The organism is Kordiimonas sp., assembly GCF_965216265.1.
Lineage (GTDB): Bacteria > Pseudomonadota > Alphaproteobacteria > Sphingomonadales > Kordiimonadaceae > Kordiimonas.
Map to the genome: position 1 here is coordinate 4,008,192 of NZ_OZ244153.1, position 26,331 is coordinate 4,034,522.

General features: G+C 52.7%; 23 protein-coding genes and 6 tRNA genes. 27 read left to right on the forward strand and 2 right to left on the reverse strand.

What is annotated here, in order from left to right:
* Nucleotides 1-96: 96 nt before the first annotated feature.
* Together glnA and ACOOGA_RS18615 are read right to left on the reverse strand one after the other, a co-directional pair.
* Nucleotides 97-1,521, reverse strand: coding sequence for a type I glutamate--ammonia ligase (gene glnA / locus ACOOGA_RS18610; RefSeq protein WP_417461767.1), 1,425 nt, complete (start codon nt 1,519-1,521; stop codon nt 97-99).
* 105 nt (nt 1,522-1,626) lie between these two features.
* Complete coding sequence (locus ACOOGA_RS18615) at nt 1,627-1,965, reverse strand: P-II family nitrogen regulator (protein WP_417457196.1); 339 nt, start codon at nt 1,963-1,965, stop codon at nt 1,627-1,629.
* Nucleotides 1,966-2,227: 262 nt separating this feature from the next.
* Between ACOOGA_RS18615 and ACOOGA_RS18620 the strand changes: the two genes are divergently transcribed.
* From ACOOGA_RS18620 to ACOOGA_RS18750, 27 genes are all read left to right on the forward strand, one after another.
* Nucleotides 2,228-2,304 (forward strand) — tRNA-His (locus tag ACOOGA_RS18620).
* 155 nt (nt 2,305-2,459) lie between these two features.
* Nucleotides 2,460-3,956, forward strand: coding sequence for an NAD(P)H-hydrate dehydratase (locus ACOOGA_RS18625; RefSeq protein ID WP_417461766.1), 1,497 nt, complete (start codon nt 2,460-2,462; stop codon nt 3,954-3,956).
* Nucleotides 3,957-4,148: 192 nt separating this feature from the next.
* A tRNA-Leu gene (locus tag ACOOGA_RS18630) sits at nt 4,149-4,233 on the forward strand.
* 52 nt (nt 4,234-4,285) lie between these two features.
* Nucleotides 4,286-5,875 (forward strand): trigger factor, encoded by a 1,590-nt coding sequence (gene tig, locus ACOOGA_RS18635; protein ID WP_417461765.1) that lies wholly within the window; start codon nt 4,286-4,288, stop codon nt 5,873-5,875.
* A gap of 202 nt (nt 5,876-6,077) precedes the next feature.
* Nucleotides 6,078-6,701, forward strand: coding sequence for an ATP-dependent Clp endopeptidase proteolytic subunit ClpP (clpP, locus tag ACOOGA_RS18640; RefSeq protein ID WP_417461764.1), 624 nt, complete (start codon nt 6,078-6,080; stop codon nt 6,699-6,701).
* A 114-nt stretch (nt 6,702-6,815) separates the two neighbouring features.
* Entirely contained in the window at nt 6,816-8,075 is a 1,260-nt protein-coding gene (clpX, locus tag ACOOGA_RS18645) for an ATP-dependent Clp protease ATP-binding subunit ClpX (RefSeq protein ID WP_417461763.1), read from the forward strand.
* Nucleotides 8,076-8,254: 179 nt separating this feature from the next.
* Nucleotides 8,255-10,672 carry an endopeptidase La gene (gene lon / locus ACOOGA_RS18650; protein WP_417461762.1) on the forward strand — a complete coding sequence of 806 codons (2,418 nt, stop codon included), beginning with the start codon at nt 8,255-8,257 and terminating at the stop codon, nt 10,670-10,672.
* 161 nt (nt 10,673-10,833) lie between these two features.
* Entirely contained in the window at nt 10,834-11,109 is a 276-nt protein-coding gene (locus ACOOGA_RS18655) for an HU family DNA-binding protein (RefSeq protein ID WP_417457190.1), read from the forward strand.
* Between the two features lie 130 nt (nt 11,110-11,239).
* A tRNA-Val gene (locus ACOOGA_RS18660) sits at nt 11,240-11,315 on the forward strand.
* A gap of 38 nt (nt 11,316-11,353) precedes the next feature.
* A tRNA-Val gene (locus ACOOGA_RS18665) sits at nt 11,354-11,429 on the forward strand.
* A 227-nt stretch (nt 11,430-11,656) separates the two neighbouring features.
* Nucleotides 11,657-12,400 (forward strand): alpha/beta hydrolase, encoded by a 744-nt coding sequence (locus tag ACOOGA_RS18670; RefSeq protein WP_420429194.1) that lies wholly within the window; start codon nt 11,657-11,659, stop codon nt 12,398-12,400.
* A complete protein-coding gene (locus ACOOGA_RS18675) occupies nt 12,397-12,696 on the forward strand; it encodes a hypothetical protein (protein ID WP_417461760.1) in 300 nt (99 codons plus the stop codon). The genes ACOOGA_RS18670 and ACOOGA_RS18675 overlap by 4 nt, the downstream gene beginning before the upstream one ends.
* A 158-nt stretch (nt 12,697-12,854) precedes the next feature.
* Nucleotides 12,855-12,931 (forward strand) — tRNA-Asp (locus ACOOGA_RS18680).
* Between the two features lie 282 nt (nt 12,932-13,213).
* A tRNA-Asp gene (locus ACOOGA_RS18685) sits at nt 13,214-13,290 on the forward strand.
* 238 nt (nt 13,291-13,528) lie between these two features.
* Nucleotides 13,529-13,894 (forward strand): NADH-quinone oxidoreductase subunit A, encoded by a 366-nt coding sequence (locus tag ACOOGA_RS18690; RefSeq protein ID WP_417461759.1) that lies wholly within the window; start codon nt 13,529-13,531, stop codon nt 13,892-13,894.
* Nucleotides 13,885-14,436, forward strand: a complete 552-nt coding sequence (locus ACOOGA_RS18695; protein WP_417461758.1) for a NuoB/complex I 20 kDa subunit family protein — start codon at nt 13,885-13,887, stop codon at nt 14,434-14,436. Before ACOOGA_RS18690 ends, ACOOGA_RS18695 begins: the two co-directional genes overlap by 10 nt.
* Before the next feature lie 92 nt (nt 14,437-14,528).
* Nucleotides 14,529-15,164, forward strand: a complete 636-nt coding sequence (locus tag ACOOGA_RS18700; protein WP_417461757.1) for an NADH-quinone oxidoreductase subunit C — start codon at nt 14,529-14,531, stop codon at nt 15,162-15,164.
* Nucleotides 15,164-16,342 carry an NADH-quinone oxidoreductase subunit D gene (locus tag ACOOGA_RS18705; protein ID WP_417461756.1) on the forward strand — a complete coding sequence of 393 codons (1,179 nt, stop codon included), beginning with the start codon at nt 15,164-15,166 and terminating at the stop codon, nt 16,340-16,342. The genes ACOOGA_RS18700 and ACOOGA_RS18705 overlap by 1 nt, the downstream gene beginning before the upstream one ends.
* Complete coding sequence (nuoE, locus tag ACOOGA_RS18710; protein WP_417461755.1) at nt 16,339-16,956, forward strand: NADH-quinone oxidoreductase subunit NuoE; 618 nt, start codon at nt 16,339-16,341, stop codon at nt 16,954-16,956. The genes ACOOGA_RS18705 and nuoE overlap by 4 nt, the downstream gene beginning before the upstream one ends.
* Nucleotides 16,956-18,236, forward strand: coding sequence for an NADH-quinone oxidoreductase subunit NuoF (gene nuoF, locus ACOOGA_RS18715; RefSeq protein ID WP_417461754.1), 1,281 nt, complete (start codon nt 16,956-16,958; stop codon nt 18,234-18,236). Before nuoE ends, nuoF begins: the two co-directional genes overlap by 1 nt.
* A gap of 22 nt (nt 18,237-18,258) precedes the next feature.
* On the forward strand, nt 18,259-20,310 hold the full coding sequence (gene nuoG, locus ACOOGA_RS18720; RefSeq protein ID WP_420429196.1) for an NADH-quinone oxidoreductase subunit NuoG: 2,052 nt from the start codon (nt 18,259-18,261) through the stop codon (nt 20,308-20,310).
* Nucleotides 20,303-21,340, forward strand: a complete 1,038-nt coding sequence (gene nuoH, locus ACOOGA_RS18725) for an NADH-quinone oxidoreductase subunit NuoH (protein ID WP_417461752.1) — start codon at nt 20,303-20,305, stop codon at nt 21,338-21,340. Before nuoG ends, nuoH begins: the two co-directional genes overlap by 8 nt.
* Nucleotides 21,341-21,353: 13 nt before the next feature.
* Nucleotides 21,354-21,842 (forward strand): NADH-quinone oxidoreductase subunit NuoI, encoded by a 489-nt coding sequence (gene nuoI / locus ACOOGA_RS18730; RefSeq protein ID WP_417457179.1) that lies wholly within the window; start codon nt 21,354-21,356, stop codon nt 21,840-21,842.
* Between the two features lie 16 nt (nt 21,843-21,858).
* Nucleotides 21,859-22,506: an NADH-quinone oxidoreductase subunit J gene (locus ACOOGA_RS18735; protein ID WP_417461751.1), complete on the forward strand. Its 648-nt coding sequence runs from the start codon at nt 21,859-21,861 to the stop codon at nt 22,504-22,506.
* A gap of 13 nt (nt 22,507-22,519) precedes the next feature.
* On the forward strand, nt 22,520-22,828 hold the full coding sequence (gene nuoK / locus ACOOGA_RS18740; protein ID WP_417457177.1) for an NADH-quinone oxidoreductase subunit NuoK: 309 nt from the start codon (nt 22,520-22,522) through the stop codon (nt 22,826-22,828).
* 4 nt (nt 22,829-22,832) lie between these two features.
* Nucleotides 22,833-24,767, forward strand: a complete 1,935-nt coding sequence (gene nuoL, locus ACOOGA_RS18745) for an NADH-quinone oxidoreductase subunit L (protein WP_417461750.1) — start codon at nt 22,833-22,835, stop codon at nt 24,765-24,767.
* A gap of 18 nt (nt 24,768-24,785) precedes the next feature.
* A complete protein-coding gene (locus ACOOGA_RS18750) occupies nt 24,786-26,318 on the forward strand; it encodes an NADH-quinone oxidoreductase subunit M (RefSeq protein ID WP_420429198.1) in 1,533 nt (510 codons plus the stop codon).
* The last annotated feature ends 13 nt before the right edge of the window (nt 26,319-26,331 follow it).

Genomic DNA, 26,331 nt, shown 5'->3' on the forward strand with positions numbered 1-26,331 from the left:
TTGTTAAATCGTAAACGACGAGGAAACTATATATATTTAGCTCAAAAAAAAGAGGAAGCGGCATGCGCTTCCTCTCTTGTTGTTTATTTGTCGCACTTAGGCGCTGTAGTACATCTCGAACTCAACAGGGTGTGGTGCGAGGTCCAGCCTGTTCACTTCTTCCATCTTCAGCTCAATGTACGCGCTGATCTGGTCATCGGTGAACACGTCACCTTTCTTGAGGAACTCGCGGTCGTTATGCAGGGATTCAAGTGCTTCACGTAGCGAGCTTGCCACCGTTGGAACACCGAGAAGCTCTTCAGCCGGCAGGGCGTAGAGATCTTTATCCATCGCGTCGCCTGGGTGGATCTTGTTCTCGATACCGTCAAGGCCAGCCATCAGCATGGCAGCAAAACCGAGGTATGGATTTGCTGTTGCATCAGGGAAGCGAACCTCAACGCGTTTTGCTTTCGGGCTTGTGCCATAAGGAATACGGCAGGAAGCAGAGCGGTTGCGTGAGGAGTAAGCCAGGAGAACTGGTGCTTCAAAACCAGGCACAAGGCGCTTGTAGCTGTTGGTGCTTGGGTTTGTGAAAGCGTTGATCGCTTTAGCGTGTTTGATGATTCCGCCGATGTAATAGAGAGCGGTTTCGGAAAGGTCTGCATAGCCGGAGCCTGCGAACAGTGGCTTGCCGTCTCTCCAGATTGACTGGTGGCAGTGCATGCCCGAACCGTTGTCTTGTGCAACAGGTTTTGGCATGAAGGTCGCCGTTTTGCCGTATGTATGGGCAACCTGATGTACAGCATATTTGTAAATCTGTACGTTATCAGCTGTCTCTGTAAGCGTGGAGAACATCATGCCAAGCTCGTGCTGGCTGGCTGCCACCTCGTGGTGGTGTTTGTCCATCTTCAGGCCCATTTCCTTGGCAATTTTTACCATCTCGCCGCGAAGGTCAACGCAGCTGTCGACAGGCGCAACAGGGAAATAACCGCCTTTTACTGCTGGACGGTGGCCATAGTTACCGCCCTCAAAGGCCTTGTCTGTATTGTAAGGACCTTCTACGTCGTCGATCTCGTACATTGCGCCGCGATAGCCGGTTTTAAACTTCACGTCGTCAAACACGAAGAACTCAGGCTCTGGACCGAAGTATACGGTGTCACCAACACCGGAGAATTTCACATACTCTTCTGCTTTTTTCGCAGTGGAGCGTGGGTCACGGTCATAAGGCTGGCCGGTTGCTGGCTCAAGGATGTCGCAGAAGACGATGAGTGTAACATCAGCCGTGAACGGGTCGAGGGTGACCGAGTTGAGGTCAGCCTTGAGGATCATATCGGATTCGTTAATGGCTTTCCAACCTGCAATGGAGGAACCATCAAACATGAAGCCTTCAGAAAGCATATCTTCGTCGACAACGTCAGAGGCCATGGTGAGGTGTTGCCATTTGCCTTTTGGGTCGGTGAAGCGGAGGTCGATCCATTCGGCATTGGTTTCTTTAACCAGCGCAAGAAACTCTTCGACACTCAAATTAGTATATTTAGACATTTCCGTTTTCCCTATTTTAAAACGACCTTAATGGCTTCGCGGGAGACTGGGCGCCCGCAACTTCCACAGGTTATGTTGGCCAACGCGCCTGGGGCGTCGGCCGGTTTAGATAGCGTCCCTGCCGGTTTCACCGGTACGGATGCGAATTGCTTCTTCAACCTGGCTGACAAAAATTTTGCCGTCGCCGATGCGGCCGGTGTGCGCAGCGTTTTTAATGGCTTCTACAGCCCGCTCCGCCTCATCAGCTGCCACAACAACCTCCACTTTTACCTTGGGCACAAAATCAACCACATATTCCGCGCCGCGATACAGCTCGGTGTGGCCCTTCTGGCGCCCAAAACCTTTGGCTTCAGTTACTGTGATCCCTGAAATGCCGATGTCGTGAAGGGCTTCCTTCACCTCATCAAGCTTGAAGGGCTTTATAATTGCTTCGATCTTCTTCATTTTCTGGTACCATTGTTATCATTATACCCCTGATAAAGCAGGGTTCGTGCCAACGAGGCGGAGGCGCAGGAAACGGCGAGTTCTCAAAAATTGGACAGCATGGCTGACTGTTCTTTGTGCGTTTGAGTGCACATTTTTTGTGCAGATGCGTGGTTACTGACCATGTGTGCGCAAGGAAAATGCAGCCAGAAACCAAATCTATAACTTTCCGACTTGACGAGAGCAGTTCGATGCGCATAAACAGGCGCCACGTTCAGAGATGGCGGGTGTAGCTCAGTTGGTTAGAGCGCCAGTTTGTGGTACTGGAAGTCGCCGGTTCGATCCCGGTCACTCGCCCCACTCTGAAGCCAAATCCCTCAGAATTTCCTTACATTACAAGTTTTTGAAGAAGAGCCTTTGCGCGTGCGTGGCATTTGCTACACTGCTGCTGATTCTTGTTCGAGTCTTTTTGATTCTATCAATAGAGTTTCGAGCTTCAGGGGGAGGGGGCTTCCGTGTCGGATTCCGGCAACGCACATATATTGTTAACGCCAGAGCAGACACGTGCCGCAGACGCTTGGTCTATTGAGAATGGCATGAGTGGCCTTTCACTGATGGAATATGCCGGGAAGGCTGTGGCGGGCATTACTGCTGAATATCTCGGGTCTCCGTCTGAGGCCAGCGGTGACGTTATTGTCCTGTGCGGGCCGGGAAATAACGGGGGTGATGGGTATGTGGCGGCACGGTACCTGAGCGGTTGGGGTTACCCTGTGTCCCTGATGACAAGCTGCCATACCGACGCGCTCAAGGGTGATGCGCGCGAGATGGCCGGTCGTTGGTCTGGCCGTCAAGACCCTATAAATACGGCGAAATTCAAAAAAGCGAGCGTGATTATTGACGCGCTTTTCGGCACCGGACTGAGCCGCGCGATAGAAGGCGAACTGGCGGAAGTTGTTGCTGCGGTGAACAAAAGCCCGGCCATCACGATCGCCGTTGATATCCCGAGCGGGTTGTGCGCCAGGACAGGCCAGCCGTTAGGGCCATGCGTGCAGGCCGACGCCACAATCACGTTTTTCAAGAAAAAAGTGGGTCAAACTGTGGCGCCAGGACGCTTCCTGTGTGGCGGGCAGGATCATATCCATATAGCAGATATTGGCATCCCGGAATCCAGCATTTCTGCGCTTCACGTCGATACATTTGAGAATATACCGTCCTTATGGGGTGTGGCGTTCCCATACGCCGGTCCCGCCACACATAAATACCATCGTGGCCACCTTCTCGTTCTGGGCGGTAAAGAGCCCACGCTTGGTGCGTCTCGTCTCGCAGCACTCGCGGGGTTACGTGTAGGCGCGGGGCTGATAACGCTGGCAGCTCCAGCTGAAACATACGCCGTGCAGGCCACGGCGCTAACAGACGTTATGGTCCGTCGTTTTGAGGGCCCTGTTGGCTTTATGGGTATTGCGAGCGATGCGCGTATCGCGACTGTGTTAATGGGCCCGGGCGCCGGTGTTGGCGAAAAAACAGCGGACCTTGTGCTTGAGGTGGCTGGAAGCGGGAAAAACCTGGTGTTGGACGCGGATGCCCTCACGAGCCTCATGGGCAAACTGCATGGTCTCCACTCAGCAAACGACGGGGCTGATATTATACTGACCCCGCATGATGGTGAATTTGAACGGCTGTTCCCTGATATCGAGCTCGATCACGACAGGATAGCGGCCGCGCGCCAAGCGGCAGCCTCGTCCGGCTGTTATATAGTGCTGAAGGGTGTCTCAACCATAGTCGCGGCGCCTGACGGCAGGGCAGCCATTGCCACCAACGCGCCAGCGTGGCTTTCGGTGGGCGGCACCGGTGATATCCTGTCCGGTGCCATTGCGGGGCTTTTGGCGCAGGGAATGCCCGCGTTTGAAGCGGCGTCTGCCGGTGTCTGGCTTCAGGGAGAAGCCGCCATGCGGGCAGGCAAGGGGCTTATTGCGTCTGACCTTCTGGCCATGTTGCCCAAGGTGTTGCCTTAGGCGGGAATTTGCGTTCAACACGGTATAAAAGAGCGAGATGTGGCGCGCCGGCATCGCCACTGGCGGATTTTGCAGGCGGCAATTACAAAAATACTTGTACTCAGCGGCGCGCCTGTTATAAGCCCCTCCAATCCACGTGTAATAAATCCGGTGGTGACCGTCTTTGTGCGGGGTAACCTCGGGGTATAGAGTGCGGGCGTGGCGAAATTGGTAGACGCGCCAGATTTAGGTTCTGGTGTCTTCGGACGTGGGGGTTCAAGTCCCTTCGCCCGCACCACCCCCGGGTAGTTTGACCGGAAAAACAGAATTTAAAGAGAGTTGGAAGACCCATGCAGATCGAAGAACTGCTGAATGAAGGCCTGAAACGCGAATATAAAGTTGTTGTCGAGGCCTCTGAGCTTGATGCCCGCCTTGATAATGTGCTGCTCGAGTTTCGCGCTAACGCAAAAATCAAGGGCTTCCGCCCTGGCAAGGCGCCTCTGTCGCTTCTGAAGCGTATGCATGGCGACCGCGCGAAAGGCCAAGTGCTGAACGAGGCACTGCAGGAATCGTCAGCCAAGCTTTTCGAAGAAAAAGAAATCCGCCCGGCTATGCGCCCTGAGGTGGACATGGCTTCCGAGTATGAAGACGGTAAAGACCTTGAGTTCACCGTGAAGGTAGAAATTCTGCCACAGGTTGAGGTTGAGGGCTTCAAAGCGCCTGCGCTTGAGCGTTGGGTTGCTGAAGTTGAAGACAAAGACGTTGACGCGTTCATTGAGCGTATCGCAGGCCAGCAGAAATCATTCGCAAAGGCCGCCAAAACCACAAAAGCTGGTGAAGGCGACGCGATTCTGATCGACTTTGTCGGCAGCGTGGACGGCGTTGAGTTTGAAGGCGGCAAGGGTGAAGACTACCAGCTCGAGCTTGGCTCCGGCACTTTCATCCCGGGCTTTGAAGAGCAGCTCACCGGTGTTAAAGCCGGTGACGAGAAAGTCGTGAAAGTGACTTTCCCTGCTGAGTATCACTCTGAAGACCTCAAGGGCAAAGAAGCCGAGTTCAAAGTGACTGTGAAAGAAGTGCGTAAGCCTTCTGAAGCCAAGGTTGACGACGAACTGGCGAAAAACCTGGGTTTTGAAGACCTCGCAGGTCTGAAAGAATCAGTAAAAGGTCAGTTGGCGAATGACAACAACTCGCTGACACGCGCCCACATGAAGCGTGGCCTTCTGGATGCGCTTGCTGAAGAGTATGATTTCGACGTGCCTGCTGGCATGGTTGACCTTGAGTACCGTCAGATCTGGGATCAAATCAAACGCGATGCGATCCAGACAGGCGAAGCAAAAGCTGAAGACTTTGAAGGTCAGGACGAGCCGGCAGATGCTGATGAAGCTGCTGAGTTCCGTTCTATTGCAGAGCGCCGCGTGCGCCTTGGTCTGCTTCTTTCCGAACTGGGCGTTAAAAACAACGTGCAGGTAACACAGGAAGAAGTGAACCGCCGTGTTATTGAGGAAGCACGCCGCTTCCCGGGCCAGGAAGCTCAGGTTTTCGAGTTCTACCAGAAGAACGAAGAAGCTCGTGCTCAGCTCCGCGCACCAATCTTTGAAGAAAAGGTTGTGGATTTCGTGATTGAAATGGCTGAACTGACAGACAAGTCTGTAAGCCGTGACGAGCTTGAAGCTGCGGTTCGCGCCATCGACGAAGAAGACGCAAACCCAACAAAGAGCAAAGCAGCGCCAAAGAAAAAAGCTGCTGCTAAAAAGCCTGCTGCTAAAAAAGCTGCTCCTAAGAAAGAAGCTGCTGAGAAGAAGCCTGCTGCAAAGAAAGCTGCGCCTAAAAAGGAAGCTGCTGAAAAAGCGGCTCCGAAAAAAGCTGCAGCCAAGAAGCCAGCTGCTAAAAAGGCACCAGCAAAGAAAGCTGCGCCGAAAAAAGCTGCTGATAAATAATTTACCGGTTTTCCGGCTTAAAAAGGGGTCTTCGGACCCCTTTTTTCGTTCCACCCTTTAATTGTCTCAACCTGTGCCTATCTATTTGTGCCCGCAGGGGGTTATTTCCTTGCCGGGCGCAATGTCTGTTTGCTACAGCTTGCCACAAGAACGTTTGGCCACAGTATTTATGCATATTGGCCGGTATGAATTGGAGTGCCCGATGAGCGATATCCTTGACCCTATTAGAAGTGCCCTTGTCCCAATGGTGGTGGAGCAGACCAACCGGGGTGAGCGTTCTTACGATATTTATTCTCGGCTGCTAAAAGAACGCATCATTTTCCTGACCGGTCAGGTTGATGACCATATCGCCAGCCTTGTAGTGGCCCAGCTGCTGTTTCTGGAAGCAGACAACCCGAAGAAGGATATCTCCTTCTACATCAACTCGCCGGGCGGCATCGTGACATCCGGTCTGGCGATGTATGACACCATGCAGTATATCCGCCCGAAAGTGGCGACCATCTGTATCGGGCAGGCATCATCCATGGGGTCGCTGCTTCTAGCGTCTGGTGAGCCGGGCATGCGTTACGCACTCCCGAATGCACGGATCATGATTCACCAGCCTTCAGGCGGTGCGCGCGGGCAGGCGGCTGATATTGAAATTCAGGCACGTGAAATTCTTAAACTGCGTGAGCGCTTGAACAATATCTACGTTAAACACACTGGCCAGAAGCTTGCTGCGATTGAGAAAGCAATGGACCGGGATAATTTCATGAACGCTGAAGAAGCGCAGAAATTTGGCCTGATTGACCACGTCTATACCTCACGTGAGGAGATTAGCGAATAATCTCATTGGTCCGCCGGAATTATATTGGCGTACAAATTGTGAGATTTTTTGTTGTAAGCATCTTTTTAACCAGTCTACGATAAAAAGAAGCGATGAAAGTAAGCGGTGACAGATTTGAGTAACAGTGATTCGAAAAACACGCTCTATTGTTCCTTCTGCGGCAAAAGCCAGCACGAGGTCAGGAAGCTTATTGCAGGACCAACGGTCTTTATCTGCGATGAGTGCGTAGAGCTGTGCAATGACATCATCAAGGAAGAGAGCAAAAGTGCTCTCGCTAAAGGTACTGATGGTGTTCCGTCACCTTTGGAAATTCTCGGTGTGCTGGATGATTATGTAATCGGCCAGCGCAATGCAAAACGTGTGCTCTCGGTGGCTGTTCACAACCACTACAAGCGGCTTAATCACGCAAGCAGCACAAGTCAGGATGTTGAGCTCGCGAAGTCCAACATCTTGCTGGTTGGGCCAACGGGTTGTGGTAAAACCCTTTTGGCACAGACGCTTGCGCGTATTCTTGATGTACCGTTCACCATGGCTGATGCCACAACATTGACCGAAGCTGGTTATGTTGGTGAAGACGTTGAGAATATCATCCTGAAGCTTTTGCAGGCTGCCGATTATAACGTTGAGCGCGCCCAGCGCGGTATCGTTTATATCGATGAGGTCGACAAGATCAGCCGTAAGTCTGACAACCCATCCATCACGCGTGACGTGTCGGGTGAGGGTGTGCAGCAAGCGCTTCTCAAGATCATGGAAGGCACGGTTGCAAGTGTGCCGCCACAAGGTGGACGTAAACATCCGCAGCAGGAATTCCTGCAGGTGGACACAACCAATATCCTCTTTATCTGTGGTGGCGCGTTTGCGGGACTCGATAAAGTGATCGCTAACCGCCTTCAGGGCAAATCCATTGGCTTTGGTGCTTCGGTTGCCAGCGCGGATGACCGCAGCGCGGGTGAACTCTTTAAAGAAACCGAGCCTGAGGATCTGCTCAAGTTTGGTTTAATCCCCGAGTTTGTTGGCCGGTTGCCTGTGATTGCGACCCTTGAAGATCTGGATGAAGATGCACTTGTGCAAATTCTTTCCGAGCCGAAAAACGCACTTCTCAAGCAGTATCAGTGCCTGTTTGATATGGAAGATGTGAAGCTGACCTTCTCGGAAGATGCGCTTTTTGCTGTAGCGAAAAAGGCGATCGAGCGCAAAACCGGTGCTCGTGGCCTGCGGTCCATCATGGAAGACACGCTTCTGGATACCATGTTCGACCTGCCATCCCTTGAGGGTGTTGAAGAGATCGTGGTCAACGGTGAGGTGGTAGATGGCAAGGCGACTCCTTTGCAGATCTACTCTGACCGCCGTGATGAAGCCGGTCAGCCAGCTTAAAAGGCCTTAGTCTAGGTGTTAAGGGGGTTGAAACTGATGTTTCAGCCCCCATTTTCATGATGAACAGCCTAAAAGGGGCGTGACAGGTAAAATTTCACGTCTTTTCCTTTCTTATTCGCGAGAAGGAGCCTAAAATCGGCCCTCTTTATCGCCTGATCTAGTTCTGGATGTTTTTTCCTATGTCAGATTCTGCCCAAACAGATACAAATACAGTAGTTTTGCCGGTCCTGCCACTGAGGGATATTGTTGTTTTCCCTCATATGATTGTGCCGCTTTTTGTTGGCCGCGATAAGTCTGTTCGCGCCCTTGAAGAGGTGATGGCGAAGGACAAGCAAATCCTGCTTGTGGCCCAAAAAGAAGCCGGTGAAGATGATCCAAACACGAAAGATGTGTTTGATATTGGTACCGTCGCCAGTGTGCTGCAGCTCCTGAAGTTGCCGGACGGCACTGTGAAGGTGCTTGTGGAGGGCTTTAACCGCGCGAAAATTGAAGAATTTATCCGCGAGGAAGACTATTTCGAAGCACGGGCGACCATGCTCACCGGTGACGAATCAGACCCGGCCGAAGCTGAGGCGCTTGCGCGCTCCGTGATTTCCCAGTTCGAGCAATATGTGAAGCTCAACAAGAAGATTCCAGCTGAGGTTCTTGTAACCGTTGGCCAGATCGATGAGCCTTCGAAGCTTGCTGACACAGTGGCCTCGCATCTCGCGCTCAAGATCGATGATAAGCAGGACCTTCTGGCCGCGACATCAGTTGCGGACAGGCTTGAACGTATTTTTGGCTTCATGGAAGACGAAATTGGCGTTCTGCAGGTTGAGAAGAAGATTCGTGGCCGCGTGAAGCGGCAGATGGAGAAAACCCAGCGCGAATATTACCTCAACGAGCAACTTAAGGCGATTCAGAAGGAACTTGGGGAAGGGGATGACGGCCGGGAAGAAATTCTTGAGCTTGAGGACCGGATCAACAAAACCAAGCTTTCCAAGGAAGCCAAAGAGAAATGCCTGGCTGAGCTGAAGAAGCTCAAGTCCATGAGCCCGATGTCTGCGGAAGCAACCGTTGTACGCAACTTCCTTGACTGGATGCTGAGCGTGCCGTGGTCGAAAAAGAGCCGCGTGAAAAAAGACATCAAGCTTGCTGAAAAAGTGCTGGATACCGACCATTACGGCCTTGAGAAGGTGAAAGAACGTATCATTGAGTATTTAGCGGTGCAGCAGCGCGCGAAAAAACTCAAAGGCCCGATTCTTTGCCTCGTTGGACCGCCAGGCGTGGGTAAAACATCGCTCGGTAAGTCTATCGCAAAAGCTACGGGCCGTGAATTTGTGCGTTTCTCCCTTGGTGGTGTGCGGGACGAAGCTGAAATTCGTGGACACCGCAGGACCTATATTGGCTCCATGCCGGGTAAGGTGATGCAGTCAATGAAAAAGGCTGGCACCACGAACCCATTGTTCCTCTTTGATGAGATCGACAAGATGGGGCAGGATTTCCGCGGCGATCCTGCGTCTGCACTTCTTGAGGTGCTGGACCCGGAGCAAAACAGCAAGTTTAACGACCACTATCTTGAGATCGATTACGACCTCTCGAACGTGATGTTCGTGACAACAGCAAACTCGCTACGCATGCCGCGCCCGCTGCTTGACCGGATGGAGATCATTACGCTCGCCGGTTATACGGAAGACGAGAAAATCGAGATTGCAAAACGCCACCTGATTAGCAAGCAGATGCGTGATCATGGCCTGAAAAAAGACGAATGGTCTATCTCGGACGGTGCCCTCAAGGATGTTGTGCGCTATTACACCCGTGAAGCCGGGGTGCGGAGCCTTGAGCGCGAGATTGCAAAACTGGTGCGGAAGGCTGTGAAGGAAATTGTCGAAGGATCCAAAGACAAGATCCAGGTGACAAGCCGCAACCTCAGCCAATATGCCGGTGTTCGTAAATACCGTTATGGCGAAGCGGAGCTTGAAGATCAGGTTGGCCTGACAACGGGTCTCGCGTGGACTGAAGTGGGTGGCGAACTGCTCGCCATCGAATCTGTTACCGTGCCGGGCAAGGGCAATATCAAACAGACTGGTAAGCTTGGCGATGTGATGAAAGAATCGATCCAGGCCGCGCGTTCCTATGTGCATTCCCGCTGCGTTGAGTTTGGTATTCATCCAAACGTGTTCGAGAAGCGCGATATTCACATTCACGTGCCTGAAGGTGCGACTCCAAAAGACGGCCCTTCAGCCGGTGTTGCCATGTGTACATCGATTGTTTCTGTGCTCACGGGTATTCCGGTGAGAAAAAACATTGCGATGACGGGTGAGGTGACTCTGCGTGGCCGAGTCTTGCCAATCGGTGGTTTGAAAGAGAAGCTCCTTGCGGCCCTGAGAGGCGGAATTACCAAGGTTCTTATCCCGAAAGACAATGAAAAAGACCTTGTGGAAATTCCGGACAATGTGAAGAAAGGCCTTGAAATCGTTGCAGTTTCAACGGTCGATGAGGTGCTTGAGCATGCGCTCGCGGGTGAGATGACACCGATTGATTGGCCCGACGAAGATGACACCAAAAAGGTGGTCTCTGACGACGACTCATCAGGCGAAGAATTGACGACTCATTAGGGGTCTTGTTCCTTATTGATGAAAATTCAAGAAAAAAAAAGCTAAAAGCCGCAGTTTTCTGCGGTTTTTTGCTTTGACAAGCGTGAATTTTGTGGCCAAGATGCCCTCGCATTTCGGAACCAAACAACGAAATCAATCTCTTCAACTCAGAGGGGGATACCTTGAATAAAAACGATTTGATCGCAAAAGTTGCTGAAGCAGCTGACCTGTCCAAAGCAGACGCAGGTAAAGCAGTTGACGCTATATTTGATTCCATCAGCGGTGCGCTGGCATCCGGCGGCGAAGTTCGTCTCGTCGGCTTCGGTACCTTTGCTGTTGCTTCTCGCGCAGCTACTAAAGGCCGTAACCCACGCACGGGTGAAGAAATCGACATCCCTGCTTCCAAGCAGCCTAAATTCAAGGCAGGCAAGGGTCTTAAAGACGCAGTAAACAAATAAGTTTGTTACTGTTTGAATTGCTAGAACGGCTGTGGAGAAATCTGCAGCCGTTTTCTTTTGAAAAATTGCAAAAAAAGGGGTGGACAGAGCTCTGATTTCCCCCTAAAAGCGCGCTCACCACACAGTATGTGGGCGATTAGCTCAGTTGGTAGAGCATCTCGTTTACACCGAGAGGGTCGGCAGTTCGAGCCTGTCATCGCCCACCATTATCCCCTAATACCAAATGGGGATTTATGCCTTGTGAGGGCGATTAGCTCAGTTGGTAGAGCATCTCGTTTACACCGAGAGGGTCGGCAGTTCGAGCCTGTCATCGCCCACCATGGCTTCCCGTGGTTTCCTTCATAAAAAGCAGAAATGAACTGACGAATACCGCAACGGTGAGTTCGCTGTTTCGTTTTACCGTGCGACTGTTTAAACTTTGTGAAAAGCGAGGTTTGAAATGGCACGTCTTTCCGGATTTTGTTTCACGTCATTTATGTTGCTGTGTTTGCTTTTCGCCGCACCAGCGAGGGCAGAGAAACCTTTGCAGGATCAGCCTCTGGCTTATATGCAGGGGCTCAACAACGCGTCGCATGAGGTGTTCCTTTCCGAAACGCTCGGCAGGGAACTGCACCTATTCATCAGGCTGCCTGAGAGTTACGGAACCGCTGGCGAAACTTCCCCCGTACTCTATCTGCTTGATGGTGGTCATACCTTCCCAATGCTGGCCAGTTATTACCGGTATCTGGTTTTTGCGGAAGAAATTCCTGAAATGATTATCGTCGGGATCGGCTATGGCGCGGACGGGTTTAATGATGGCAACACCCGCGGCGCCGATTTCACCGCCCCTTCGCCAGAACGTGCTCACTTTGGTGGGGCAGGGAAGTTTCAAGCCTTCTTTCGGGACGAACTCCTCCCCCATATCGAAACACTATATACTGCTGATCCAGAACGCCGGATCATCTTTGGCCAGTCCCTTGGTGGTCAGTTTGTCCTCTACAGTGCGCAAACCGATCCTGAGCTGTTCTGGGGACGAATTGCCAGCAATCCCGCTCTACACCGAAACCTGCCCTTTTTCCTGTCAGTACGGCCCGCAAATGCGAGTGGGAAGCTCTTTGTCTCAAGCGCGGCGGAAGATGAACCGCAATTTCGGGAACCGGCAATTGCGTGGATCAAGCACTGGACTGCGGAGGTAAATCTGCCCTGGAAGCTTAAAACGCTTTCGATTCCCGGGCATGGCCATTTTTCCGCAGCCCCAGAGGCTTTGCGGCAAGGCCTAAAGTGGCTATTTGAAGGTGAGCGACCAAGATGACTGCGAACACTCCAGCCCAAGAAGTGGACGAGGGTGCGCACACGTCCTCTCAGGATGAACAAGTGGTAATTGAAGCGTGCTGGGCGCCACAAGACCCACGTGACCGTCTGTATGACGAAACAGCAACAAAAGCTGAACGCACGATGTCGCTTATTCGCATCATCGCGGCTTTTCATCCAGTCTTGAATTTCTTTCTGTTGCTGAGCGATGCTGTCAGGAAAATCCCGTTGGTGTGGCGGCTAATCTTAGGGGCGGGGCTAATCGGGGCAGTAATGTGGCTAATTCTTAGGCCCTAGGTCTTTGAAAAAGCTGTAGATGGTGCTGAACCGGTTATGTTTTTTCTGCTGAAATCGGCGGAAAGTGGGGCACTGAAAATCTTTCTGAAAAAAGGCATGAAAAAGAGTGTTGACACTCACGCGGGCAGGCCCTAAACACCCCCTCACGCAAGCGCCGCGCGGGTGTAGCTCAGATGGTTAGAGTATCGGCCTGTCACGCCGAGGGTCGCGGGTTCGAGCCCCGTCACTCGCGCCACTTGCTCCCTCGTTAGAGGGTTCAAAAAGCCTCCGGATTTTTCCGGAGGCTTTTTTGCTTTCCCGGGTGTGCGTTAGCGTCCGCAGGTCTCGGTGCCAAACATTGGTAACGTGATGATTCGTAAGCAGCCATGCGATACTGACGGCATAATTGCCACTCCCACCAAGTGAATCCCTTGAGATATACGCCTCACAATTATTCCGCATAAAAAGTGCGAAATTTGAGCATTCAATGATTGACAAGGGTGGGGCAAAATCTTAAACACCACCCCGCAAGCAGTGCGCGGGTGTAGCTCAGATGGTTAGAGTATCGGCCTGTCACGCCGAGGGTCGCGGGTTCGAGCCCCGTCACTCGCGCCACTTGCTTGACCCTTCGGGGATTTAGAAAACGCGTACCGGCATGTTCGGGCGCGTTTTTTTATTTCTGCGACTTTTTGCCTTAATGCCCGGAAACGCACGGCTCGTAAGCTTTTCATTAAGCATTTCCGGGTCTATACTCCCCGGCAATAGCTTCCGGGGCAAATTCACCCTTTACTGTCGTCACCTCGGTCGATAAAAGGGCGCAGTAATTAGGGCCAATAAACAAAAAGGGACTCTCATGGAGTCTTTGCTCATACAATATCTGCCGATCCTGATTTTCCTCGGGATCGCTATTGCATTCTCACTTGTTTTCGTTGGTGCTGCGGTTCTCATTGCCAAGCAGAACCCGGACGACGAAAAACTGTCAGCATATGAGTGTGGTTTCGAGGCATTCGATGACGCGCGTCACCAGTTCGACGTTCGTTTTTATCTCGTCGCCATTCTCTTTATTATTTTCGACCTAGAGGTCGCTTTCCTGTTTCCCTGGGCTGTGTCCCTTGGTGATATCGGGCTGTATGGCTTCTGGTCGATGATGATATTCCTTGGTGTGCTGACCGTGGGCTTCATTTATGAATGGAATAAAGGAGCGCTGGAATGGGAGTAGCACAACCTGATAGCCCGCTTGGGCCGACCGGCACTGGTACGCCGAGCGAAAGTGCGTTTCTGGAGGGCCTGAATGAAGAGCTGACAGAGAAGGGCTATGTAGTCACTTCTCTCGAAGACCTCATCAATTGGGCCCGTACAGGCTCGCTTTGGTGGATGACCTTTGGTCTCGCCTGCTGCGCAGTAGAGATGATGCATTCCGGCACGCCGCGCTATGACGTGGAGCGGTTCGGTTTTGCGCCTCGCGGTAGCCCACGCCAAAGTGACGTGATGATCGTCGCCGGCACGCTCACCAACAAAATGGCACCTGCGCTTCGTAAGGTATACGACCAGATGCCAGAGCCGCGCTATGTGATCTCAATGGGATCATGTGCGAACGGTGGTGGCTACTATCACTATTCCTATTCGGTGGTGCGTGGGTGTGACCGCATTGTGCCCGTCGATATTTACGTACCTGGTTGTCCTCCCACAGCGGAGGCGCTTGTCTATGGTATTTTGCAGCTTCAGCGCAAAATCCGTCGGACGGGAACCATAACCCGGTAGATCTCATCCGAAGCATCCCAGCCTTGGGCCGGGGTGCTTCGCACTGTGCCTGCAGCCCTGTGCTGCACATCATAAAAGGAGCGCGAGAGCGCATGACTGATAAGGCATTAGCTGCACTTGGCGAGCATATCGCCAGCAGCCTTGAAAACGAGGTAGCTACGGCATCTGTCGCTTTTGGCGAGCTGACAGTGACCGCACGCGCCGAGCATATTCAAAAAGTCCTCATTTTCCTGCGGGATAACCAGGAATGCATGTTCAAGCAATTGATCGACATTTGTGGTGCAGACTATCCCGAGCGAGCCAAGCGGTTTGACGTGGTTTATCACCTCCTGAGCATGCAGCTGAACCAGCGCATTCGCGTGAAGGTGGAAGCTGACGCTGATACCCCGGTTCCAAGCGTGAATGACGTGTTCCCGGCCGCAGGCTGGTATGAGCGCGAAGCGTGGGACATGTACGGTATCTTTTTCGCTGACCACCCGGATCTTCGCCGTATGTTGACGGATTATGGCTTTCAGGGGCACCCGCTTCGTAAAGACTTCCCGCTCACCGGTTTTGTCGAGCTTCGTTATTCTGAAGACAAGAAGCGCGTGGTTTATGAGCCAGTGAAGCTGAAGCAGGAATTCCGCGACTTTGATTTCATGAGCCCATGGGAGAGCGCGAAGTATGTTCTGCCTGGTGATGAAAAGGCTGAAGGCGAAGACGCGCCCACAAAAGAGGGGGCAAAATAATGGCTGAAGTCGATATCAAGAATTACTGCCTGAACTTTGGCCCACAGCACCCTGCGGCGCACGGCGTGCTTCGTATGGTTATGGAACTGGACGGTGAGGTTATTGAGCGGATCGATCCGCATATTGGCTTGTTGCACCGCGGGACTGAAAAGCTGATAGAGCACAAACAGTATCTGCAGGCGATGCCTTATTTTGATCGTCTCGACTATGTTGCGCCGATGAACCAGGAACACGCGTTCTGTCTCGCGATTGAAAAGCTGATGGACCTTGAGGTGCCGGAGCGCGGCCAATATATCCGAGTTCTTTACTGTGAAATTGGTCGTATACTGAACCACATCCTGAACTTGACGACGCACGCGCTTGACGTTGGCGCGATGACGCCGATTACATGGATGTTTGAAGAGCGCGAGAAGCTGATGGAATTTTACGAGCGCGCGTCTGGCGCTCGCTTCCACGCTGCTTACTTCCGCCCAGGAGGGGTGCACCAGGATCTGCCAGCGGGCCTTCTTGATGACATCATGGCCTGGACAGAAACCTACCCGCAGATGATAGCGGATATGGAATCGCTGCTGGTTGATAACCGCATCTTCAAGCAGCGTAACGTCGATATCGGTACATTCTCGGCGGAAGACGCGTTTGCCTGGGGCTTTACCGGCCCGATGCTGCGCTCAACCGGCGTGGCATGGGACCTCCGGAAATCCCAGCCTTATGAAGTATATAACAAGCTCGATTTCAAAGTGGCCATCGGTAACGCAGGCGATTGTTACGACCGCTTTATGCTTCGCATTGCAGAGATGCGGGAATCGCTAAGGCTCATTCGCCAGTGCTGTGAGCAAATGCCAGGTGGGCCGGTTATGTCGGTCAACACCAAGGTTGCACCGCCGCGCCGTAGCGAGATGAAGCGCTCCATGGAAGCCCTTATTCACCACTTTAAACTTTATACCGAGGGCTTCAAAGTGCCTGAGGGCGAGGTGTACGCCGCTGTAGAGGCGCCGAAAGGTGAATTTGGTGTGTATCTGGTTTCTGACGGGTCGAACCGTCCGTACCGTTGTAAAATTCGTGCACCCGGGTTCGCGCATCTGCAGGCGATGGATTACCTGTGCAAAGGGCATATGCTCGCGGATGCTCCGGCCGTACTTGGGGCAATGGATATTGTGTTTGGTGAGGTGGACCGATGAGCGCGGCAGCCCAAAAAGACGATCAGAAATTTGTGTGGACACCTGAAAATGAGGTGCTCGCACAAAAGCATGTCGCGAAGTATCCGGAAGGCCGTCAGCAAAGCGCTGTCATGCCACTTTTGGATATTGCACAGCGCCAGAATGGTGGCCATGTAACGCAAGAGATCATGGAATATATCGCAGACTACCTCGATATGGCGCCGATCAAGGTGATGGAGGTGGCAACCTTCTACACCATGTATAACCACAAGCCTGTGGGTAAGCATCATGTGCAGGTGTGCGGTACGACGCCGTGCTGGCTCAGGGGCGCTGATGATATTATGGCGGCGTGCAAGAAACACTTGGGCGTTGAGAAAGGTGGCACGACGACAGATGGCATGTTCACGCTGTCTGAAGTTGAATGTGCCGGTGCCTGCGTTAACGCGCCTGTGGTTGCCATCGGTGACGATTATTTCGAAGACCTGACGCCAGAAAGCATGATTGAGCTTCTCAATAAGCTGAAATCTGGTGAGGACGTGAAACCGGGCCCACAAATTGAACGCCAGAACAGTGCGCCGTTTGGTGGTCCGACCACGCTGAAGGACTTTCAAGGCACCAAGGGAGGAGATGCATAATGCTTGCAGATAAAGATCGCATCTTCACAAACCTCTATGGTTTTGAAAGCCCGGGCATTGAAGCCGCGATGAAGCGTGGCGACTGGGACGGCACCAAAGACCTGATCGGCAAGGGGAAAGACTGGATCATCAATGAGATGAAAGAGTCGGGCCTTCGCGGTCGTGGTGGTGCAGGCTTCCCAACGGGCCTTAAGTGGTCGTTCATGCCTAAAGAAACAAGCGGTCGCCCGTCATACCTCGTTGTTAATGCAGATGAAGGTGAGCCGGGCACCTGCAAAGATCGTGATTTGATGCGCCATGACCCGCACAAGCTGCTTGAGGGCTGTTTGATTGCTGGTTTTGCGATGAATGCCATTGCAGCTTACATCTATATTCGCGGCGAATTTTACCGCGAAGCAGAAGCTCTTGAGAGCGCGATCGAAGAAGCCTATGCCAAAGGTTTCCTCGGCAAAAACGCATGTGGCAGCGGCTATGACTTTGACATTTATGTGCATCGCGGTGCGGGCGCATATATTTGCGGTGAAGAAACAGCCCTGATCGAAAGCCTTGAAGGCAAGAAGGGCCAGCCGCGCCTGAAGCCTCCGTTCCCAGCGAATGTTGGTGTTTGGGGCTGCCCCACCACGGTTAACAACGTTGAATCGATTGCTGTTGCACCAACAATCCTTCGTCGCGGCGGTGCTTGGTTTGCAGGCCTAGGCCGCCCAAACAACACAGGCACCAAAGTTTTCTCGATCTCTGGTCACGTGAACAATCCGTGCAACGTGGAAGAAGAGATGGGTATTTCGCTGAAGGAACTCATTGAGAAACACGCAGGCGGCGTTCGCGGCGGTTGGGACAATCTTCTGGCTGTTATTCCGGGCGGGTCTTCTGTGCCTGTGCTGCCGAAAGAAATCTGCGACACCGTGTTGATGGATTTTGACAGTCTTCGCGAGGTTCAAAGTGGTCTCGGGACAGCGGCCGTGATCGTGATGGATAAGTCCACCGATATCGTGAAAGCGATCGCGCGACTTTCCGAGTTCTATAAACACGAAAGCTGTGGGCAGTGTACGCCGTGCCGTGAAGGTACAGGCTGGATGTGGCGGGTGATGGAGCGGCTTGTTGAAGGCAAGGCCGAGAAATCCGAGATCGACACACTCCTGGACGTGTCCAAGCAAATTGAAGGTCATACGATCTGCGCGCTCGGCGACGCGGCGGCATGGCCAATTCAGGGTTTGATGCGCCACTTCCGTGATGAAGTGGAAGCTCGTATCGATTCATATCATGCCAAAGCGGCTGAATAGAGCGCATGGCAAGGAGAGTTAGATGCCCACGCTAACCATTGATGGAAAAGAAGTAACCGTAGAGGCGGGCACCACCGTGCTTCAGGCTTGTGAGGAAGTTGGCGTTGAAGTGCCGCGCTTCTGTTATCACGAGCGCCTGTCGATTGCCGGTAACTGCCGTATGTGTCTTGTGGACATGGAACGGGCGCCAAAGCCAATTGCGAGCTGTGCGATGCCAGCGGGTGACGGCATGGTGATTCACACCAACACCGAGCGCGTTAAAAAAGCGCGTGAAGGGGTGATGGAATTCCTGCTCATTAACCATCCGCTTGACTGCCCTATTTGTGATCAGGGCGGTGAGTGTGACCTGCAAGACCAGGCCATGGCGTTTGGGCGCGGCGCAAACCGCTATGACGAGAACAAGCGCGCGGTTGAAGATAAATACATGGGGCCGCTCATCTCCACCACCATGACACGCTGCATTCACTGCATGCGCTGTGTGCGCTTTTCGGAAGAAGTGGCAGGTGTGGACGATATGGGCTCGCTTTGGCGCGGTGAGCATACCGAGATCACCACATACCTTGAGAAAACGCTGGATAGCGAGATGTCAGGTAACGTGATTGACCTGTGCCCGGTTGGCGCGCTGACCAGCAAGCCATATGCGTTTACAGCCAGGAGCTGGGAGCTGAAGCACACTGAAAGCATCGATGTGATGGACGCAGTTGGCTCCAACATCAGCATTGATACGCGCGGTGCAGCGGTTATGCGCATTCAGCCACGCCTTAACGAGGACGTGAACGAGGAGTGGATCTCCGACAAAACACGCTTTGTATATGACGGCCTCAAGAAGCGCCGGCTTGATCGGCCTTATGTTCGCAAGAATAAGAAACTTGAGGAAGCTTCCTGGGCAGAGGCGTTTGAAGCTATCAAGAAGAAGCTCAAGGGCGTGAAGGGCGACGAAATCGCTGCTCTTGTCGGTGACCTTGCCGACATGGAAAGCATGCTGGCGCTCAAGGACCTGATGGCCTCACTGGGCGCAAGGCGGATTGAGGCACGCCAGGACGGCGCGACAATCGACCCAAGCGTTCGCGCAGGCTACATCATGAACACGGGCATCGCGGGAATTGAAGAGGCTGATTATCTGCTTCTGGTGGGCTGTGACCCGCGCACGGAAGCGCCAATCATCAACACGCGCATTCGCAAGGCTGTTCGCCATCTTGGCCTGAAGGTTGGCAACATAGGCAACGCAAACGACCTCACGTACAAAGTGGAAGAGTTTGGCGACGACGCGAAAATCATCAAATCGGTTTCCACCGGCCGCCATGATGCCGCGAAAGCACTGAAAGCTGCGGCTAAGCCAATGATCATTGTAGGGCAGCCAGCGCTTGCTCGCGATGATGGCGCGGCCATCCTGAAAGCGGTTCGCGATATCGCAGATAAATACTGTGTGCGTGAGGGCTGGAACGGCTTTGGCATGCTGCATACGGCGGCATCTCGTGTGGGCGCGATGGACCTTGGTCTTGTGGCCGAGGGCGGCGTTGATGCGGTTCTTGATGACGCCGAGGCAGGTAAGCTGAAGGCGGTCTTCCTTCTGGGGGCTGATGAAGTTGACACGGCGGCACTGTCGAGCACCTTTTCCGTTTACATTGGTACACACGGTGATGAGGGTGTTAAAAACGCCGATGTTATTCTGCCAGCCGCATCTTATACTGAAAAATCAGGCACTTACATCAATACCGAAGGCCGCGTTCAGCGCACGGAGAAAGCCAACTTTGCACCGGGCGATGCCCGCGAAGACTGGACGATCCTGCGGGCGCTGTCAGACATTGTTGGTTCAACACTTCCCTATAATACGCTTGGTGAGCTGCGTGCCCGTCTCGCGGATGCAGCACCAGCAACAGCAACGCTCAATGAGTTGCCAAGTGAAGTCTGGGGCGACTTTGGTACCAAAGGTGATATTACCGAAGGTGGTATCGCACCAATCATTGATAACTTCTATCTGACCAACCCAATCGCGCGCGCCAGCCAGATCATGGCTGATTGCGTTGATGTTCGCGGATTTGAGGCTGAGGAGGCGACGGGAACCCATGGTTGAGGCGCTTTATAACCTGTTAGGTGGCGAAGGACCGTTTCTTTACTTCCTTGCAATCACAGCTTCGATCCTGGCGGTCGTGCTGCCGCTTACCATAGCGGTCGCTTTTGCTGTGTACTTCGATCGTAAGATCTGGGCTGCGGTGCAGATGCGGCGTGGCCCGAACGTGGTTGGGCCGTTTGGCCTGCTGCAGTCCTTTGCGGATGGTATCAAGCTGTTCCTGAAGGAAACCATCATCCCGGCCGGTGCCAACAAAGGCATCTTCCTGATGGCGCCAATGATTACCTTCACGCTCGCACTGATCTCCTGGGCAGTAATCCCCTTTGATGACGGCATGGCGCTCTCAGACCTGAACGTGGGTGTACTGTATATTCTGGCGATATCAAGCCTTGGCGTATACGGCATCATCATGTCAGGCTGGGCATCGAACAGCCGGTACGCCTTTTTGGGCGCGCTCCGTTCTGCCGCTCAGATGGTTTCATACGAGGTTTCCATCGGTTTTGTTCTGGTTTGTGTTCTGGTAAAAGTAGGGTCGCTGAACCTGAGTGATGTAGTTTACGCGCAAGAAGGTGGTGTGCTGGCTTGGCACTTCATTCCTTTCTTCCCGATCTTCATCATTTTCTTCATCTCAGCACTTGCGGAAACCAACCGTCCGCCGTTTGACCTTCCTGAAGCGGAGGCCGAGCTTGTTGCAGGCTATCAGGTTGAATATTCTTCCATGGCGTTTGCGCTCTTCTTCCTTGGAGAGTATGCGAACATACTGCTGATGTCGGTGGTAATGGCCATCCTGTTCTTCGGTGGTTGGTATGCACCAATCCCGGCACTGGACTTCATTCCTGGTTTCCTCTGGCTCTTTGCCAAAACGGCAGTTTTCTTTTGGATGTTTGCCATGGTGAAGGCATTTGTGCCGCGCTACCGGTATGACCAGTTGATGCGCCTTGGCTGGAAGGTGTTCCTGCCGCTGTCGCTCGCATTCGTCGTAATTTACTCTGGGGTAATGGTCGCGTTCGACCTGCTCCCCACTAACGGATAAGGAGGCTTGAAATATGACTGCTATCATCCAAGCCACTAAAAGCTTGTTGCTGAAGGAATTCTGGGCCGCGCTTGTGCTGTCGACCAAATATTTCTTTCGCCCTAAAGTGACAATCAACTATCCGTATGAAAAAGGCCCGCTGAGCCCGCGCTTCCGCGGTGAGCACGCACTTCGGCGTTATCCGAACGGCGAAGAGCGCTGCATTGCCTGTAAACTTTGTGAGGCGATCTGTCCCGCGCAAGCTATCACTATTGAGGCTGAACCGCGCGAAGACGGCTCACGCCGCACGACGCGATACGACATCGACATGACCAAATGCATTTACTGCGGCTTCTGTCAGGAAGCTTGCCCGGTCGATGCGATTGTTGAAGGCCCGAACTTCGAGTTCGCCACGGAAACCCGTGAAGAGCTGATGTACAACAAAGACAAGCTGCTCGCGAATGGCGAGCGCTGGGAGCGCGAGATCGCGGCGAATATCGCCCTTGACGCGCCATATCGTTAAGGCAGGGATGGAACAGATGGATCTTGCTTCAACACTTCCTGCGGCTGCCTTTTGGCTGTTCGCTGCCATTACGGTCTTTTCCGGCCTGATGGTCATTTCATCGAGGAACCCGGTGCACTCCGTGCTTTGGCTTATCCTTGCGTTTTTCTCGGCAGCTGGGCTTTTTGTGCTTATGGGTGCGGAGTTCCTCGCCATGTTGCTGGTCATTGTATATGTGGGTGCGGTTGCGGTGCTGTTCCTCTTCGTTGTCATGATGCTTGACGTGAACTTCGTTGAGCTTCGACAGGGTTTTATGCAGAACTTGCCAATCGGCATTGTTGTCGGGCTCTTGCTTTTGGCTGAACTGGGCACGCTTGGTGCTGCATGGACATTTGGCGATGATATCGCCCGAAACGCGGCGGCACCAACACCGTCTGTTGAGCAAGTGGAAAATACCCGCGCGCTCGGTCAGATTATCTATACGGACTATATTTTCATCTTCCAGACAGCTGGCTTGATCCTGCTGGTGGCTATGATCGGTGCAATTGTACTGACCCACCGAGAGCGGACAGGCGTGAAGCGCCAGAACATTGGTAAGCAGAACGCGCGTCGGCCGGAAGATGCATATGAACTTGTTGATGTGGAAGTTGGTAAGGGCGTGTCCCTGCCAACCAAAAAAGGTTAGGGGACGATAGTCCATGACTATTGGGTTAGGACATTATCTGACGGTCGCCGCGATCCTGTTCGTATTCGGGATTTTCGGTATCTTCCTGAACCGGAAGAACGTCATCATCATTCTTATGTCGGTCGAGCTGATGCTGTTGGCCGTCAATATCAACCTCGTGGCTTTCTCCACATATTTGAATGACATGGTTGGCCAAGTATTCGCGATGTTTGTGCTGACGGTTGCCGCTGCTGAAGCCGCGATTGGCCTCGCCATTCTCGTGGTGTATTTCCGTAGCCGCGGTTCCATCGCGGTTGAAGATATCAACCAGATGAAGGGGTAGGGCGATGATGTATAAATTTATTGTTTTCCTGCCGCTTATTGGCTTTCTGATTGCAGGCATGTTTGGTCGCAAGCTTGGTGATAAACCAAGCCAGATTTTGACCTCAAGCCTTGTCAGCGTTTCTGCGATCCTGTCATGGATGGCGTTCGGCGACATCGCGCTTTCAGGCAACAAGGCCAGCGTCCATGTGTTGGATTGGGTGTCTTCAGGAACACTGAGCTTCGCCTGGGCATTCAAGATCGATACGCTCACTGCCGTAATGCTGATCGTGGTGAACACAGTTTCCGCGCTCGTGCACTGGTATTCCATGGGATACATGGAAGAAGATCCTGACAAGCCGCGCTTCTTCGCGTATCTGTCGCTCTTCACCTTCGCAATGTTGATGCTGGTAACAAGCGACAACTTGGTGCAGATGTTCTTCGGCTGGGAAGGCGTGGGCCTTGCGTCTTATCTTCTCATCGGCTTCTGGTTCAAAAAACCAAGCGCCAATGCGGCTGCTATCAAGGCTTTTGTTGTTAACCGTGTCGGTGACTTTGGTTTTGCCCTCGGCATCTACGCTTGTTTTGTGCTCTTTGGTTCCGTGCAGTTTGATGTGATCTTCGCTAACGCAGAAGAACTGCAAACAGCGACGATGACATTCCTTGGTCACGAATATAACGCGCTGACAGTGATCTGTTTGCTGCTGTTTGTTGGCGCCATGGGCAAATCTGCACAGCTGGGGCTTCACACTTGGCTTCCTGATGCTATGGAAGGCCCAACACCGGTATCAGCCCTTATTCATGCAGCTACGATGGTAACGGCAGGTGTGTTCCTTGTGGCGCGCTTTAGCCCGGTGTTTGAATTTGCACCCGATGCCCTTGTGGTTGTAACTATTGTTGGTGCCGCGACGGCCTTCTTTGCAGCCAGTGTTGGCCTTGTGCAGAACGACATCAAGCGGGTGATTGCATATTCTACCTGTTCGCAGCTTGGCTATATGTTCTTCGCTCTCGGTGTTGGCGCATATGGCGGCGCGGTGTTCCACTTGTTCACGCACGCTTTCTTTAAGGCATTGTTGTTCTTGGGGGCAGGCTCGGTCATCCATGCGATGCACCACGAACAGGACATGCGCAACATGGGCGGTCTTCTCAAGAAGATCCCGCTGACTGCGGCGGTTATGTTTATCGGTAACCTTGCAATCACCGGTGTGCCATTTCTGTCGGGCTACTACTCGAAAGACATGATTATTGAGGCAGCATATGCTTCGCTTGCTTCAGGCGCCGAGTTCGCCTTTGTGATGGGTGTTGCGGCAGCGCTGATGACCAGCTTCTATAGCTGGCGGCTTTGGTTCATGACCTTCATGGGTGAGACGCGCGCTGACCATCATACGTATGACCACGCGCATGAAGGTCCCTGGACGATCCGTTTCCCGCTTATCGTGCTCGCGATCGGTGCGGTGTTTGCGGGCTTCGTTGGCCACGAATTCTTCATTGGTGTTGACCGTGTATCCTTCTGGAATGGCTCACTTGTGACATCTGCGAATGACATTATGGAAGAGGCCCATCATGTACCACTTGGTGTGAAACTGGCGCCAATGGTTGCGATGTTGATTGGTCTCGCCTTGGCGGCTTGGTTCTACCTCCGCAAAACTGACCTGCCACAGCGCACGGCTGAGATGTGGGACGGTCTTTATGCCTTCCTTCTCAACAAGTGGTATTTCGACGAGCTTTATAACTTCGCGCTTATTCGCCCGGCCTTTTGGCTTGGCCGCGTGTTCTGGAAACGTGGTGACGAACAGACGATCGACGGCTTTGGCCCGAACGGTGTGTCGTCCACTGTGGCGCTTGTGGCGGCTAAAGTTAGAAAGCTTCAATCAGGGTATGTTTATCACTATGCGTTTGCGATGATTATCGGCCTTGCGCTCGTGGTGACGTGGTTTATGGCCCATGGTGGCGGACACTAAGGGCAGGGGATATTTAAGATGATTTTTCTGGAAAATTACCTGCTCTCGCTGATGATGCTGGTACCTATGATTGGGGCAGCTTTTGTCCTGATCGTGCGCCACCAGGACAAGGAAATTGAGAAGCGTAATATCCGTTGGGTGACGCTTTTGGCGACGCTTTTTACCTTTGCGCTGAGCATTGTGCTTTGGATGGGTTTTGACGGCTCAACCGCAGACTTTCAGTTTGTGGAGAAGTATGACTGGGTTGGCGATAGCATCAGTTATCACGTTGGTGTGGACGGTATTTCCATGCTGTTTGTGGTGTTGACTGCCTTCCTGATGCCGATTGTTGTGCTGTCGAGCTGGGAATCGATTGAGACCCGCGTGAAGGAATACATGATTGCTTTCCTGCTGCTTGAGACGCTGATGATTGGTGTCTTCTCCGCGCTTGATATCTTTCTCTTTTATGTATTCTTCGAGGGCGGCTTGATCCCGATGTATCTTATCATCGGCGTTTGGGGTGGCCTGAACCGCATTTATGCGAGCTTCAAGTTCTTCCTCTACACGCTTCTTGGCTCTGTCCTGATGCTGGTCGCGGTGTTCTATATGTTCATCGAGACGGGTACGACTGACATTCCGGCGTTGATGAACCATCACTTTGATGCGGACATACAGAATCTTTTATGGCTCGCCTTCTTTGCATCATTTGCAGTAAAAATGCCTATGTGGCCAGTACACACTTGGCTTCCTGACGCGCACGTTCAGGCGCCAACGGCTGGCTCCGTGATTCTGGCTGGTGTGCTTCTAAAAATGGGCGGTTACGGCTTCCTGCGGTTCAGCTTGCCGATGTTCCCTGATGCATCACAGCATTTTGCATGGTTAATTTTTGGTCTGTCGATTATCGCGATCATCTACACCTCACTCGTTGCACTGGTGCAGGAAGATATCAAGAAACTGATCGCGTATTCATCCGTTGCCCACATGGGTTTTGTGACCATTGGTATCTTTGTGTTGAACGCAAATGGCATTGAAGGTGCGATCTTCACAATGTTGAGCCACGGTATTGTTTCTGGCGCGCTCTTCCTTTGTGTTGGCGTTATTTACGATAGGCTCCACACGCGGGAAATTTCCCGGTATGGCGGCCTTTCGGTCAACATGAAGATATATGCGACAACGTTTGTTATCTTCTCGATGGCGTCGGTCGGTTTGCCAGGTACCAGCGGTTTTGTTGGCGAGTTCCTCGTTCTCAATGGCTCCTACACCTACAATAGCTGGGTTGCCTTCTTTGCAACAACCGGTGTGGTGTTGGGTGCAGCGTACATGCTTTACCTCGTTCGCCGGCTCGTGTTTGGCGAGTTGGATAAAGATGACGTGAAGGCAATGCCCGACCTTAGCCTGCGTGAGAAGATGATCTTCCTGCCGCTTATCATTGTGGTGTTCTGGATGGGTATTTATCCGAACAGCTTCCTCGATCCGATCCATGCATCGGTTGAGAACCTGATTGAAACCAAGTTTCCCGTCGTAGCCGCCGAAGTTGTTGCTGAAGAAGCAACAGCGGCTGCGTCGCACTAAGGAGTATTTGAGA

Excerpts from the sequence above, each read along its gene's own strand:
- glnA (WP_417461767.1), bottom strand. The coding sequence starts at position 1,521 with ATGTCTAAATATACTAATTTGAGTGTCGAAGAGTTTCTTGCGCTGGTT.
- ACOOGA_RS18615 (WP_417457196.1), bottom strand. The coding sequence starts at position 1,965 with ATGAAGAAGATCGAAGCAATTATAAAGCCCTTCAAGCTTGATGAGGTG.
- tig (WP_417461765.1), top strand. The coding sequence starts at position 4,286 with ATGCAGATCGAAGAACTGCTGAATGAAGGCCTGAAACGCGAATATAAA.
- clpP (WP_417461764.1), top strand. The coding sequence starts at position 6,078 with ATGAGCGATATCCTTGACCCTATTAGAAGTGCCCTTGTCCCAATGGTG.
- lon (WP_417461762.1), top strand. The coding sequence starts at position 8,255 with ATGTCAGATTCTGCCCAAACAGATACAAATACAGTAGTTTTGCCGGTC.
- ACOOGA_RS18670 (WP_420429194.1), top strand. The coding sequence starts at position 11,657 with ATGCAGGGGCTCAACAACGCGTCGCATGAGGTGTTCCTTTCCGAAACG.
- ACOOGA_RS18675 (WP_417461760.1), top strand. The coding sequence starts at position 12,397 with ATGACTGCGAACACTCCAGCCCAAGAAGTGGACGAGGGTGCGCACACG.
- ACOOGA_RS18690 (WP_417461759.1), top strand. The coding sequence starts at position 13,529 with ATGGAGTCTTTGCTCATACAATATCTGCCGATCCTGATTTTCCTCGGG.
- ACOOGA_RS18695 (WP_417461758.1), top strand. The coding sequence starts at position 13,885 with ATGGGAGTAGCACAACCTGATAGCCCGCTTGGGCCGACCGGCACTGGT.
- ACOOGA_RS18700 (WP_417461757.1), top strand. The coding sequence starts at position 14,529 with ATGACTGATAAGGCATTAGCTGCACTTGGCGAGCATATCGCCAGCAGC.
- ACOOGA_RS18705 (WP_417461756.1), top strand. The coding sequence starts at position 15,164 with ATGGCTGAAGTCGATATCAAGAATTACTGCCTGAACTTTGGCCCACAG.
- nuoE (WP_417461755.1), top strand. The coding sequence starts at position 16,339 with ATGAGCGCGGCAGCCCAAAAAGACGATCAGAAATTTGTGTGGACACCT.
- nuoF (WP_417461754.1), top strand. The coding sequence starts at position 16,956 with ATGCTTGCAGATAAAGATCGCATCTTCACAAACCTCTATGGTTTTGAA.
- nuoG (WP_420429196.1), top strand. The coding sequence starts at position 18,259 with ATGCCCACGCTAACCATTGATGGAAAAGAAGTAACCGTAGAGGCGGGC.
- nuoH (WP_417461752.1), top strand. The coding sequence starts at position 20,303 with ATGGTTGAGGCGCTTTATAACCTGTTAGGTGGCGAAGGACCGTTTCTT.
- nuoI (WP_417457179.1), top strand. The coding sequence starts at position 21,354 with ATGACTGCTATCATCCAAGCCACTAAAAGCTTGTTGCTGAAGGAATTC.
- ACOOGA_RS18735 (WP_417461751.1), top strand. The coding sequence starts at position 21,859 with ATGGATCTTGCTTCAACACTTCCTGCGGCTGCCTTTTGGCTGTTCGCT.
- nuoK (WP_417457177.1), top strand. The coding sequence starts at position 22,520 with ATGACTATTGGGTTAGGACATTATCTGACGGTCGCCGCGATCCTGTTC.
- nuoL (WP_417461750.1), top strand. The coding sequence starts at position 22,833 with ATGATGTATAAATTTATTGTTTTCCTGCCGCTTATTGGCTTTCTGATT.
- ACOOGA_RS18750 (WP_420429198.1), top strand. The coding sequence starts at position 24,786 with ATGATTTTTCTGGAAAATTACCTGCTCTCGCTGATGATGCTGGTACCT.